General features: G+C 39.6%; 12 protein-coding genes and 2 pseudogenes. All 14 read left to right on the plus strand.

Features of this window, described 5'->3' with window-relative positions:
• Positions 1-318: 318 nt before the first annotated feature.
• Positions 319-1,283 (plus strand): annotated as a pseudogene (locus WG932_RS00745) (alpha-L-rhamnosidase N-terminal domain-containing protein); the annotation flags it as partial.
• 39 nt (positions 1,284-1,322) lie between these two features.
• Positions 1,323-1,847, plus strand: coding sequence for a family 78 glycoside hydrolase catalytic domain (locus tag WG932_RS00750; RefSeq protein ID WP_483088538.1), 525 nt, complete (start codon positions 1,323-1,325; stop codon positions 1,845-1,847).
• A pseudogene (locus WG932_RS00755) lies at positions 1,817-2,636 on the plus strand (alpha-L-rhamnosidase-related protein); the annotation flags it as partial. The gene WG932_RS00750 and the pseudogene WG932_RS00755, both read left to right, overlap by 31 nt.
• A 24-nt stretch (positions 2,637-2,660) precedes the next feature.
• The gene (locus WG932_RS00760) at positions 2,661-3,050 is read left to right on the plus strand and encodes an alpha-L-rhamnosidase C-terminal domain-containing protein (protein WP_483088539.1); all 390 of its coding nucleotides are present in this window, start codon (positions 2,661-2,663) and stop codon (positions 3,048-3,050) included.
• A gap of 233 nt (positions 3,051-3,283) precedes the next feature.
• Complete coding sequence (locus WG932_RS00765; protein ID WP_483086576.1) at positions 3,284-3,763, plus strand: sigma-70 family RNA polymerase sigma factor; 480 nt, start codon at positions 3,284-3,286, stop codon at positions 3,761-3,763.
• Positions 3,764-3,930: 167 nt separating this feature from the next.
• Positions 3,931-4,686 carry a FecR family protein gene (locus WG932_RS00770; RefSeq protein WP_483086577.1) on the plus strand — a complete coding sequence of 252 codons (756 nt, stop codon included), beginning with the start codon at positions 3,931-3,933 and terminating at the stop codon, positions 4,684-4,686.
• Positions 4,595-4,933, plus strand: a complete 339-nt coding sequence (locus WG932_RS00775; RefSeq protein ID WP_483086578.1) for a FecR domain-containing protein — start codon at positions 4,595-4,597, stop codon at positions 4,931-4,933. Before WG932_RS00770 ends, WG932_RS00775 begins: the two co-directional genes overlap by 92 nt.
• Before the next feature lie 162 nt (positions 4,934-5,095).
• On the plus strand, positions 5,096-5,899 hold the full coding sequence (locus WG932_RS00780; protein WP_483086579.1) for a carboxypeptidase-like regulatory domain-containing protein: 804 nt from the start codon (positions 5,096-5,098) through the stop codon (positions 5,897-5,899).
• Positions 5,830-6,411: a TonB-dependent receptor plug domain-containing protein gene (locus tag WG932_RS00785; protein ID WP_483086580.1), complete on the plus strand. Its 582-nt coding sequence runs from the start codon at positions 5,830-5,832 to the stop codon at positions 6,409-6,411. Before WG932_RS00780 ends, WG932_RS00785 begins: the two co-directional genes overlap by 70 nt.
• A 93-nt stretch (positions 6,412-6,504) precedes the next feature.
• On the plus strand, positions 6,505-7,335 hold the full coding sequence (locus WG932_RS00790) for a hypothetical protein (protein ID WP_483086581.1): 831 nt from the start codon (positions 6,505-6,507) through the stop codon (positions 7,333-7,335).
• Positions 7,336-7,436: 101 nt separating this feature from the next.
• Positions 7,437-8,540, plus strand: a complete 1,104-nt coding sequence (locus WG932_RS00795; RefSeq protein ID WP_483086582.1) for a hypothetical protein — start codon at positions 7,437-7,439, stop codon at positions 8,538-8,540.
• Positions 8,541-8,551: 11 nt separating this feature from the next.
• Positions 8,552-10,447, plus strand: coding sequence for a RagB/SusD family nutrient uptake outer membrane protein (locus WG932_RS00800; protein ID WP_483086583.1), 1,896 nt, complete (start codon positions 8,552-8,554; stop codon positions 10,445-10,447).
• A 43-nt stretch (positions 10,448-10,490) separates the two neighbouring features.
• Positions 10,491-10,703, plus strand: coding sequence for a peptidase associated/transthyretin-like domain-containing protein (locus WG932_RS00805; RefSeq protein ID WP_483086584.1), 213 nt, complete (start codon positions 10,491-10,493; stop codon positions 10,701-10,703).
• A 23-nt stretch (positions 10,704-10,726) separates the two neighbouring features.
• Complete coding sequence (locus tag WG932_RS00810) at positions 10,727-13,198, plus strand: SusC/RagA family TonB-linked outer membrane protein (RefSeq protein WP_483088540.1); 2,472 nt, start codon at positions 10,727-10,729, stop codon at positions 13,196-13,198.
• Positions 13,199-13,485 lie beyond the last annotated feature (287 nt).

The raw sequence follows: 13,485 nt of genomic DNA on the forward strand, positions 1-13,485 counted from the left end.
AGGGTCTATCGAGCCATTTTTCAATTGGGCCTTAACCAATAGTTTAATTGAATAAATGCCACTGGGTTGAACAGCTTTCAGCCATATTTTTTAACCGCCAACTTCTATATACTAACGCAAGGTGTGCTACGAAGCCGTGGTAATTCAGTAGGTGGATCTCCTTGCAGTATATATTTTACATGCATTGGACTTACCCGCACTAGGGGAATTTCCAAGGTGGGTTAATTGTACAAATCGTGAGTAAAAATTGTGGTGGTTTAAAAAATTCTTATCTTTTACCCTTTCCCTCGGTGTATACCATGTCAACATAATTAAATTATGAAAAGGATAGTCCAAATAGCATCTTGTTTAGTGTTAGGCTTGGTTTTAGCTTGCAATACTACAGTTACATACAAAGTCTGTGAGTTAAAAACCAACCACCTTAAGCGTCCTCTTGGCTTAGAAGAAAATCCGGTATTTAGTTGGCAGATGAAAGAGGTTTTGACGGATTTTCACCAACAAAATTACAGAATTTTGGTGGCCTCAAAACCGGGGGATTTAGAAGTGGGGAAAGCAGACCTTTGGGATTCCGGATTGATTTTCTCTAATCATTCTTTAGGGATTTCCTATACCGGAAAAACCCTTACTTCCGGAAAAAGAGCCTATTGGAAAGTAATTATTGAGGATGATAAGGGAATATTTTATGAAAGCGAAGCCACTTGGTTTGAGATGGGGCTTGTAAAGCCTGAGGATTGGAAGGCTTCATGGATAGCTGCTACAAATATAGTGGACAGTGATCCCGAATTGACAGCAGCCCCTTATTTCCGAAAAGAGTTTTCCTTTGATAAATCCATACAATCTGCAAGGCTTTATATTTCAGGCTTAGGCTATTATGAAGCCTTTATCAATGGAACTAAGGTGGGAGATCATGTGCTGGATCCTGTAATGACCCGTTATGATAAAAGTGTAAAATATGTGGTCCATGATGTGACTGCGCTGCTTAATCAGGGGGGAATGCTATAGGTGTGGTATTAGGAAATGGTTGGTACAACCAGCATACCAGAGAAGCATGGGATTTTGACAAGGCTCCTTGGCGGGGAGTGCCTGTATTAAGGACACAATTGAAAATCGTGGATACTGAGGGGGCTGAGCATTGGATTTATACAGATGGTAGCTGGAAATTCACATTGGATGGTCCAATTTTATTTGATAGTGTGCACAATGGGGAGACTTATGATGCCGGAAAGGAAATGAATTCCTGGAATATGCCTGATTTTGAAGCGAATGACTGGAAAATGGCCCATTTGGTAAGGGGGCCAAAAGGTAAAATGGTCGCACAGGTAATGCCTCCGATAAAGGTTATTCAATCTCTTGAACCCAAGGCTCAATGGGCAATTGACGACAGTACCCTGATGTTTGATTTAGGACAAAATATCACTGGGTGGGCCAATATCAAAGTACAGGGACCGGCCCATTCAAAGGTGAAAATCAGATATGGTGAAAGGATTTATTCTAACAGTACTTTGGATATCGAGGAGCTTAGCCGATTTATATGGTCAGGAGATACCCAAACAGACAGGTATTACCTGAAAGGTGGGGAAGAGGAAACATGGCACCCTGTTTTCACCTACCAAGGTTTCCAATACATGGAAGTTACTCTAAGTGAACCTGATATAGATTTATTGGAAATTAAGGCAGATGTAGTGCATACAGACTTGTCAGAAAAAGGATATTTCAGAAGTTCAAATGCCATGTTTAATCAATTGCAGGAAAACATGTGTTGGTCTTTTTGGGAAATTATCACGGGTATCCCACCGACTGTCCCCATCGAGAAAAAATGGGATGGACAGGTGACGCGCTATTGGTAGCAGAGATGGGGAATTACAATTTTGATATGGTGCCGGCTTACGGTAAATGGTTGGATGACTTTGTGGACGAGCAGCAAAAAATGGAGATCTTCCCGGCATAATTCCAACCAGCGGCTGGGGCTATACTTTCAATCAAGGACTTGATCGGGAAAGAGGCTATGGTCCCCATTGGGAGGGAGCTTTTCTGGAAGTAGCCTGGCAGATGTACCGATTTTCAGGAGACAGCTTATTGTTGGCCAAGTATTATCCCCATATGAAAAAATATATAGATTATCTGGCAGACCATGCGGATGGTTACCTGTTAAATTTTGGAATTGATGATCACAAGCAACTAAAGAAATTAACGGAAGGCCCATTTTTATCTACTGCCTTTTTCATTATTTCAGCAATTTACTGGCTAAGATGGCAGGTTTTTTGGGTGAAGAGGAAGACAGGGAAACTTATGGGGCATTGGCAGCAAATATTGCAAATGCCTTCAATAAGGCTTATTTCAACCCTCAAACCGGTCTATATGACCATGGAGGGCAAGCTTCTCAAGCTGTACCGCTATTCACTGGAATGGTTCCTGAGGAGAAAGAAGCGTTAGTGTTGTCAGGCTTGTTAAAGGCCATAGCTGCCAAAGACGGGCATATTGATGCGGGGGTGGTGGGGACCAAAGCCATTCTTCATGTGTTGATGGATTACCATCAGGAGGAGGTATTGTATGAAATGGCCAATAAAAGAACCTTTCCGAGCTGGGGATATTGGATAGATGAGCTGAATGCCAACACCATGTTCCAAAATTGGGATGGGAGTCAATCTCGAAACCATATCATGTTCGGTACTATAGGGGATTATTTCTTTAAAAGCCTAGGAGGTATCCGTCCAACTGATGAAGGTTCAGGATTCAAAAAGTTTATGCTCACCCCTTCTTTTCCTTCAGCACTGGAATGGGTAGAATCAGGACATTCCTCTCCCTATGGAATGATCAAAAGTCACTGGAAGCGAATACCGGAAGGAGTAGAATGGATCATTACCGTCCCTTCCAATACAGAGGCTGAAATAAGGTTGCCGGTAAAAGGAAAGAAGATGCCCTATTTTTTAAACCAAAAAAGAAAAAGTTTCGAAAAAACAATAGATAAAAAAGGTGCTTTGTACTATTCATCAAAATTGTCCTCCGGGGTTTATGAGGTAGTGGTAGTAGAAATTAAGTCTATTTTCTAGTTTTTCAGACGCAACAACATTACTAAAATTTACGGTATAATGCTCAAATATGTAATTGTTCTATTTTTTAGGCAATAATTTTAATTTTAAATAGTGAGTGTTCAAAATATCCTTATATTTAAAAATTAAGCAACAATAAACCCTAAAATGCCTCAATTTAAACTTGATTCTTTTTCAAGTGAAAAGTTCAATATTAATAATTTGGAGTCCCCGAATTATTAAAAGATAGTGTGTTGTGGGATGAATTCAGAAAAGGTGCAGATGCGGCCTTAATTCAGATTTATGAGCAATTTTTTGATAGCCTATTTGCATATGGTATGCGTTTATCAAAGGATGAATACCAGACCATGGACGGGATCCAGGAAGTCTTTTTTGACCTAAAGCGCCTACGTCACAAAATAGGCCCTACTGAAAATATTAAGTTCTATTTACTCAAATGCCTTAAACGAAAGCTTCAGCGTCAGTTTTCTAAATGGGAACAAAGACGAGAAAATCTTGACTTCGGAAAGGATTTTGATTTTACGATATCCTATGAACAGCAGTTGATTGATCAACAAATGGATATGGAGAAGATTGAGGAGTTAAATAGCGCTATTGCCAAGCTTAGTCCTAGAAAAAAGAAATCATTTATTATTTTTTTTACGAAGGTTTCAATTATTCTCAGGTTCAAGAAATTATGGGATTGGACAGTGTTAAAACAACTCGAAATCTAATGTACAAGGCATTGGGTTTTTTGCGTGAAACCCTTAGATAGGGTACCACAAAAGGTGTAATTTTTAGCTTTCAACGCTTCATTTTAAAATAATTCGAAAATAATCAGATTTTATAGGTGTTCTTTTGTAGGAGCTTTGTATTTACATATAAAGTCAAGAAAATTTAAATGAATACCAAAGAGGATTTTTTAATGGACCCTGAGTTTATTGCCTGGACATTACATCCCAATGATCAGTTGAATGACTATTGGGTGAAATGGATGGATGCCAATCCCGAACAGGTAAGGGAATTAAAACTCGCCCGTGAAGTATTATTGCGCTCTAGGTATAAGGAATATAAGGCTCCTGAAGGCATGAAAGAGGATATTAGGCAAAAGCTTTTGGCCGAAAAATCCACAGAATACATAAATGAAAAGAAAAGCTACCGTTGGCTATTTAATTTGGCAGCGATGCTGCTCATAGGTTTTACTTTGGTGTGGTTATCCGGAATTTTCACAAAAGATTTATTAGCGCCGGTTGAAGAAGCTTTGGTTATGCTTCACAAAAATACAGGCCCAGGTGAAAAATTGCAATTGACCCTTCCTGATGGCACACGGGTTTGGTTGAATAGCAATAGTGAAATATCCTTTCCGGAAAAATTCGGAAGTGTGGAGCGCAAAGTAAGATTAGCAGGAGAAGCATTTATAGAAGTGGAGAAGGATAGTCTTAGACCGTTTAAGGTGGAGGCTCAGGGATTGGTGACCACAGCTTTAGGTACTTCTTTTAATATTAAGGAAAAAGGGGAGGCAGAAATTAGTATTTCATTGGTAACCGGTAAAGTAAAGGTTGAGAATGTTGACAAAAGAGAAGATTTCTTTCTTAGTCCGGGAGAACAATTGCATAGAGACCCTATTACAGGAAAAAAGCATTCGGAAGTTCGATAGGCATACTATTTCATCATGGAAGGAAGGGACTATTTTATTTCAGAAATCAAATCTTGAAGAGGTGGTTGTAATACTTGAAAATTGGTATGGGGTAAAGATTGAGGTTGAAAATTCTACAAATGCTAATTGGGAATTTTCCGGTGAATACCATAGACAAAGCCTAGAGAATGTGTTGAAGAGTATGGGGTATGTACAAAACTTTGAATTTGAGTTAAATGGAAAAAATGTTACGATTAAGATTAAATAGAATGATAAAAATACCACCTTAATAAAACCGGTTGGATTGATCCAACCGGTAATAAGCGGTCTAAAGATGGAGAACATTGGGGAATGGGACCATCTGAAGACCCTGTGAATTGAATAAATCAATAAACCCTTAAAAATATGAAAAAAATTACTTAAGACAATTATGATATTGTCCAAAGGTTTCTTGTACGGCTTAGTTTTCCAAATGTTGGTAGTTAATTTTACCAGTGTTATACAAGCAAAAGGCCAGTATAAAAGCATCGAAGAGGTAGAAGTCACCCTCTCAGGTAATAAATTAGGTGTTTTTACTTTTTTTGAAGAGGTCAAGCGTCAAACCTCTTTTAGGTTCTCCTATGATAAAAAAAGTCTTAAAAGGTCGAAAGCCATATCATTTAGTGCCACCAATGGCACTGTAGAAGATTTTTTAATAGAAGTTAGTCATCAGTCCAATCTATTTTTCCGACAGTTTAACAATACCATTGATGTAAAAATGGTAAATAGAGAAAGTGTTATTAAAGATCAGTTTTTAGATCCGATCACAATTTCCGGTACGGTAAAGGATGCTACAGGAGAGCCATTACCTGGTGCTACTATTTCTGTTATGGGAGGAAACAAAGGAACAGTTACCGGAATAGATGGGACTTATTCAATAGAGGTTGAAACAGGAGTAACGCTTGTATTTTCTTATATAGGTTTCCAAAATCAAAGCTTTGATATTGGAAACCAAACTACTATAGATGTGACCTTATTGGAAGATGAATCTTCTTTAGAGGAGGTTGTCGTTGTAGGGTATGCCGAACAAAGGAAGTTATCTGTTACCGGTGCAGTGAGTTCCGTTTCTTCTGATGAATTAGTAAAAGTTCTTCTCCAAGTCTGGCAAATGCCCTTGCAGGAAGGTTGCCTGGTCTTACCTCCATACAATCCGGAGGAGGCCAGCCGGGAAGAGATGATGCAACCCTTTACCTAAGGGGAGCGGCTACTACAAATGGTAGAAGCCCATTGATATTAATTGATGGAGTTCCCAGAGATAATATTAGAACTTTGGATGCTAATGAAGTCGAATCAGTCACTGTTTTAAAAGATGCTTCTGCTACAGCTGTGTTTGGTGTTCGGGGAGCAAATGGAGTAATAATAATTACTACAAAGCGAGGTAAAGAAGGGGAAATGCAATTAAATGTAAGCCTTGATCAAAGTTTCAGTTCTTTTACATATGAACCTGAAAGGTTGACTTCTTTGGAATATATGAACCTAAGGAATGAGGCAGGAAGAAATGATGGCATGACAACCCCTTTCTTTAGTGAGGAGGTAATGGCAAAATATTCCAACCCACTAACGGGGCTAGATCCAAATGACCCAGACTATGAACGAAAAGCAATGGTTCGGCAATACATGTATCCTAATCATGATTATTACCGTGAATTTATTTCTAGATACTCTCCACAAACAAGGGTAAACGTAAGTGCAAGGGGGTACGGATAAAGTCAGCTATTTTGTAAATGGTGCTTACCTTAACCAAGGGGGAATCTAAACACAGAACCGGAATCCCAATTGGGATACGATCCATCTTCATGGATGAAAAGATATAACTTCAGGGGGAATCTCGATTATAAAATCAGCGATTCATTCAAAGCTTTTTTAAATATAGGAAGCTATATAGAGCAAGTCAACATGCCTGCTGCCTGGCTTTATGGGGGAGGCGATACAAACTGGATGATGAGGGATTTGTTTTATCAGGCACAAACTATATTACCTATAACTCCAGGCCCTACCACCATTGATGGATTTGGAGTGGCACCTGGTCAAATTGTTGACCCAGGATATATGGATCGTTCTGCTTTCGAAATCATGAATCGTTTTGGCTATAGGAATGAAGTTAGGTCTAATCTTAATTCTTCCTTTGGCCTGGAATTAGATTTGAGCAATATGGTGACAGAAGGTTTAAGTGTAAGAGGAATGATTTCCTATGATGCTCGAGCTACTACTGCCATGGAAGGAAGTAAATCAGAAAGGTTGTTTTTGGCAGAAGTAAATCCCGATACCGATGAATTGAGCTATGCTGTCAAAAGGCCTGATGAAACTCTACTATCATTATCAAAGGGAGCAGACTCAAGGTTTAATATTAACATGCAGGCTGCCATCCAATATTCCAGAACATTCAACGATAAGCACCGAGTGGGTGGTTTGATTTTGGCTCAACGTGACAATTGGGAGTCTACAATAGGTGAAATTCCATTTAATGTTTTGGGTATCGCTGCCAGAGCCACGTACGAATATGATTACAGATACCTCGCTGAGATAAATATCGGATACAATGGATCTGAGCAATTTGCCCCGGGTAAACGTTTTGGTTTTTTCCTGCGGTATCTTTGGGTTGGATCCTTAGTAATGAAAATTTTTTATTAAATAACCCGGTATTTACCAATATAAAATTAAGGGCTTCTAATGGAAGGGTTGGTAATGACCAGATGGGTTCTGCTAGATTTTTATACCAGAGTGATATTACCATGAGCGGTGGGCCATTACCGAGTCTAGGTAGAGGTCAAGGTGTAAGTCAGGGCTTGTTAGGAAACCCAAATATTACATGGGAAATAGCTGACAAACAAAACTATGGTATTGACTTGGGGATAATGGATCAATTGGATTTATCCTTTGATTATTACATTGAAAACCGAACAAATATCCTTATTTCCAGAGGAACAGTGCCCTCATTTCAGGGAGTTCCTCTCGGCAATATTCCTAAAGTAAATATGGGACAAGTGGACAACAGCGGTTTTGAATTGGAACTTGTATATAGAAAGCACTTGTCTGAGGATTTTAATATCAATGTGAGAGGGAATTATGGCTATAATCACAATGTTGTCAAATTTATAGATGAACAAATAAGGGATGAATCTTATGTTCACAGATACCGAAGCACCGGATATTCTATTGGGCAGAATTGGGGTTACCAGATCGATTATGACAATGGAAATGGTATTTTCAATTCCCAAGAAGAATTAGATGCTTATAGAGGAAAAACTCAATATGGTTTTGGAGAACCTAGAGTGGGTGATTTTATATATAAAGATCTTAACGAAGACGGAATTGTTGATGACAAGGACCGTACACCAATCGGTTATTCCTCCATTCCAAGGGTTACTTATGGTGCCGGAATTAGCCTCCAGTACAAATCCTTTGATTTTTCTATTTTCTTTCAGGGGGTAGGTAAATACTCTGGTAATTATGCCGCTCAGGGAGTTTATGAAAACATCATTCAAGGGACATATTTTGATTATCATAAAAATGCCTGGACACCTGAAAGGTATGCTTCAGGAGAAGAAATAACCTATCCGGCATTAAGTACTAGGAGTACTACTAATCATACAGCCAATAGCTTTTTTATTATGGACAGGTCTTTTGTCAGATTAAAGAATTTGGACATAGGCTATACACTTCCAAATTATCTAATTAATGCGATCGGCATGAGTTCACTTAGGGTCTATGTGGGTGGTCAAAATCTATTGACCTGGGATAATTTGAGAATGGGACACCTTGACCCTGAGAATAATGACTCCATCGGGTACCCGGTTACCCGAATGATGAACTTTGGTTTCAACGCTACCTTTTAAACCCAAAAACCATGAAATCTATAAAAATATACCTGGCATTATTGCCAGCGATCTTTTTTACATATTCTTGTGCTGATGTGCTGGATATGGCTCCTGATGGAAAAATATCATTGGATGATGTTTTTGCTGACAGTGACAAAGTCGGTGCATTTCTTAACAGTTGCTATGATAATCTTCCTGTAAAAGGAACCCGTTATTTCTTTTGGAGTAGGGGACCTGTTAATTGGAGTGATGAATCATGGGATACAGATGCTGAGGCTGAGTCTTGGCTTACTTCTGGCAGACTCTATAATGGGGATGCTTCAGCGGCTAATCATCCTGCGGTTCAATGGGGAAATGAAAATAACGGGGCTTATTGGGATAGATATTGGAGCTCTATTCGTAATCTGGCAATGTTTCTCGAAAGGATTGATGAAGCCACTGTAGAAAACCCTGAAGATAGAGAAAGGTGGAAGGCTGAAGCTCACGTGTTGAGAGCTTATTATTATATGGAATTGTTGAAATGGTACGGGACTGGTTTACCTATTGTAAGGACTCCATTTGATTTTTCTGATGATTTCTCCACGGTAAAAAAGGCCAGTTATTATGAAGTAGTTCAGTTTATTCTTGAAGATTGTGAGGCAGCCATAGCTATTGAGGAGTTGCCCTATAGAATTACCTCCGGAGGTGAAGCTGGAAGAGTAAATAAAGCTTTGGCAGAGGCCATAAAATCTACGGCCATTTTATTTGCCGCAAGCACACTATACAATGATGGTCAAAACCATTGGGAAGAAGCCTACCAAATAAATCTTAAGGCAGTGCAAAACCTTAAAAGCAATGGTTACGAGTTGTATAATCAGGTGAACTTACCCCAAACCTACCTCTCTGATGTTGCTTTTATAGGGGAGGATAAAAATCCCTACGCGGCTCTATACAATGAATATTTCACTCAGACCAGTGCTTATTCCGCTAACCCTGTGGATAAAGAAACAATTTACCAAAGTAGGGCAGGGCAAGGTAATATTTGGAACATTGATGGGATTGGTGCTCAGGATGGATACAAGTCAGGAACATGCCCCACTCAGGAACTGGTAGATGCTTATGAGACCATTGACGGCGAACCCATTTTAAATCTAGAGAACCCCTACCTTGACGAGCAACATTTAAACCCGAATTACAATCCGGACAATACATTATATGACCCACAAGACCCTTATAAAAATAGAGACCCTAGGTTTTATGCTTCTATTTATTATAACGGATCCAAAAGGAAAGCATTATGGAATTTTGCTGAAGCTCCGGAGTCTCATGAAAATTATCCGGCGCCAATCGGAAATAGAACAAGGATCATCGCCACTTATGTTGGAGAACCACAGACCGGTATTCATCCGACGGTGAGAAGGGCAACAAGAACGGGTTATTTTCAAAGAAAATTTTTGCACCCCAATTCCGGAGGAGATAACCCTGTAGGTGGGGCCAATTGGAAATATTACAGATTGGGAGAGATTATATTAAACCTTGCAGAAGCAGCTGCCGAGGCTGGTTATTTGATGGAGGCGACAACCGCTGTAAATGAAATAAGGGCCAGAGTGAACATGCCGGAATTGCCCCAATCTCTTACGCAGGAAGAACTCATTTTGAGGATCAGAAATGAAAGGAGGGTAGAGCTTGCCTTGGAGGAGAATAGGTATTTTGATGTGAGAAGATGGTCCTCACCGGAAGATGACCTTTCGGAAACAGACCGTTGGATAACAGGAACAGAGATTATTCGAAATGCCGATGGAACCTACACCCATGGTAGGAGAAATGTGAGAGAGGTTGAGCGTAAAAATTATACCAATAAATTTTTACATGTACCCATTCCTCTTAACGAAGCCAATCGGCTTCAATCCATTACCGGTCAAAATTGGCAAACACCCGGTTGGTAAATTTTATTGTTAAGCATTTCTGAAAGACTAGAATGAAGACAAAATGAAAACAAAAATAAATTATATAAGACTTACTTTAAGTTTCCTTTGCCTGTTGACCTACCTGCAAAGCAACCTTGTAACGGCTCAGGAGACAATGTCCACCATTAGTGGAAAAGTTGTAAATGAATTGGGGCAACCCATCCCGGGAGTTTTAATTAATGCTAACTCAGGGGATCAGGGTACTTACTCTAATGCTGAGGGGATTTTACTTTAATAATACCTTCAACTGAAGAAAACCTGCTATTTAAAGCAAGTGGTTTTGCGAATAAAAATCTGCAAATCGAAAATAGTGATAACGTCACGGTTGAACTGAGATATGACAGGCATGGGCTTGATGAGATAATCCCAATGGGTTATGGAACTCAATCCAGGAGAGAGCTTTCCGGGTCAGTTGCTACTGTAAACGGAGATGAACTCGAACGTTCTCCTGTAGCAAATCTTAGCCAGACATTTTCAGGAAGGTTTGCAGGTTTAATTACTCAGGAAACATTCTCTGAATTGTCCAGAGCAAATACGGATTTATTTGTTCGGGGCATATCAGGAGCTCGTCAAAACGGCCCATTGGTTGTAATTGATGGTATTCCTGTTTCCTACAATAGCAACCAGATTTTGGAATACATATCAGCGAATGAAATTGCCTCGGTAGCTGTATTGAAGGATGCTTCCACTCAGGCAATATATGGAATTCAAGGAGCCAATGGAGTTATTGTAATTACGACCAAACGTGGTAGAAAAGGACCATTACAGGTAAAAGCCAGATTGGACCATTCTATTCAGGAAGCAACTACTCAACCTCAATATTTCACAGCAGGTGAATATGCTCAAATGAGAAACCAAGCAGCGTACAATGATGGCTTGGGTGCGGAGTATTTGTTTACGAATAGTGAGGTAGAACAATTTCAGAATGGAACCAATCCCAATTACCCCAGCAATGATTGGTATTCCAGATTTATAAAAGACCATGCTACCATGCAGAGAGTAGGGGTGAATGTCACCGGAGGCAATGAGAAGGTTCAGTTTTTCTCTAATGTTAATTTCATGCATCAATCCGGACAATTCAAAACTGATCAGAGCAATTATGATCCCAGCCCTAAAAATATCTGGGTAAATTTCCGATCCAATGTGGACATGAAATTCAATGATTTTCTCTCCGGTTTTGTGAGGTTGAGTGGCAATATCAAACGGGAGCACACTCCAGGGGTTGGCAATCAGAGCATCTACAGTAGTATATTTCAGATTCCCCCAACTATGTTTGGTCCGGTCATTCCTGAATTGACAGCGGATGGTGAGCCATATCCGGGTGCAGGTCAGGTAATCACCACTGAGCGGGTATCCTCTCCAACTTACGGTATGTTGAACAGGTCAGGATATTATAACCACACTGTCACCAATATTGCCTCTCAGTTTGGGTTAGACCTTGATATGGATTTTCTTACTGATGGGCTAAACTTAACAGGTGTCTTTGCTTACCAAACCAATTCTGTAGGTAGTTTAGGGACGACTCAAAATTTTGAGCGGTGGCTGAGAACAGATGATTTAACTGAACTGTCATTCGTTAAAAAAGGAGCAGAGCAGAATACGCCATTGGCTTATAGCAAAAGTCACCAATACTATTATCACTTGTCCTACAATACATCCTTAAACTATGAAAGGCAGTTTGGGTTGAGCAAAGTTTCCGGTATGGCTTATATGTTCTATCAGAATTTAACCAAGGCAGACAACTCCTCTCCGGGATTGTTACCATATAACCGGATTAGTAGTGGCATTGAGGGTAATTATGCCTTTGATGACAGATACCTATTAAAGTTGGTGGTAGGCTATTCTGGTTCTGAGCAGTATGCCAGGGATGTGAGATACACCACAACCCCGGCAGTAGGGGCTGCTTGGGTAGTTTCCAATGAACCGTTTATTTCTTCAGCAAACTGGTTAAGTAATTTGAAACTTAGGGCATCCTATGGTAAGACGGCCAATGACCAGTCAGGGATTGCCAGGTATGCTTACCTTGATAACGTAACTGCAAGTGGAGGAGGGCCTATCCCTTACTTGCAATACATAATCAATGAAAATCAGGTTGGAAATCCCAATATTGCTGCAGAAATTTCTACCAAAACCAATGTTGGAGTAGACTTAGGATTATTTAATGCACTTTCATTATCAGTTGATGTATTTGATGAAAGGATGGACAATATGATCGTCAGTGCCTTGGCTACAATTCCTGCCTATCAAGGAATACCTTTATCCAACTACCCTCAGGTCAATGGTGGGCAATTTGAAAATAAAGGTTTTGAGGTATCTGCCAATTACAGCAAAAAGTTTAACTCCAATTTATCTGGATATATAGGAGGTCTTTTCAGTTATTCTAAAAATAAAATTATCAATTGGAATGAAGCTGAACTTACCGATGATTATGCCTATAGAAAGCGAGAGGAAGGTTATTCATTTGGACAGGAGTTTGGTTATTTGGTTGATTATTCTAATGGTAATGGGTTTTTTAACACCGAGTCAGAACTGGAAGCAAGTAATCTAATCTATGCTTTTGGTGTACCAAGAGTGGGGGATTTGATTTATCAAGATTTAAACAATGATGAGAAAATCGATGAAAGGGATTACGCTCCCATTGGTAATGGTATCATTCCCCGAACTACCTATGCGTTATCAGGAGGTCTTACCTATAAGAATTTCGATTTAAATTTCCTCTTTCAGGGGTAGGCAATTATTCTTCGCTAATCGGTGGAACCGGAATCTGGGAAATTGAATTTGATGGTATTTTTGGAAGTATTCATCAGAATGCCTGGACAGCAGAAAGGTATGCCAACGATCAACCTATAAGTTGGCCGGCATTATCACTGGCTAAATCTATCAATCATGAACCAAGCGATTTTGTGAATTTCGACAGGTCCTATGTTCGGCTTAAAAATCTTGAGATAGGATATACTTTTCCGCTCTCAGTGTCCAGGATTATTAGATCAGAGCATACTAGAATCATTCTTAGTGGA

The sequence above is a fragment of the Cyclobacterium sp. SOCE241 genome (assembly GCF_056867545.1).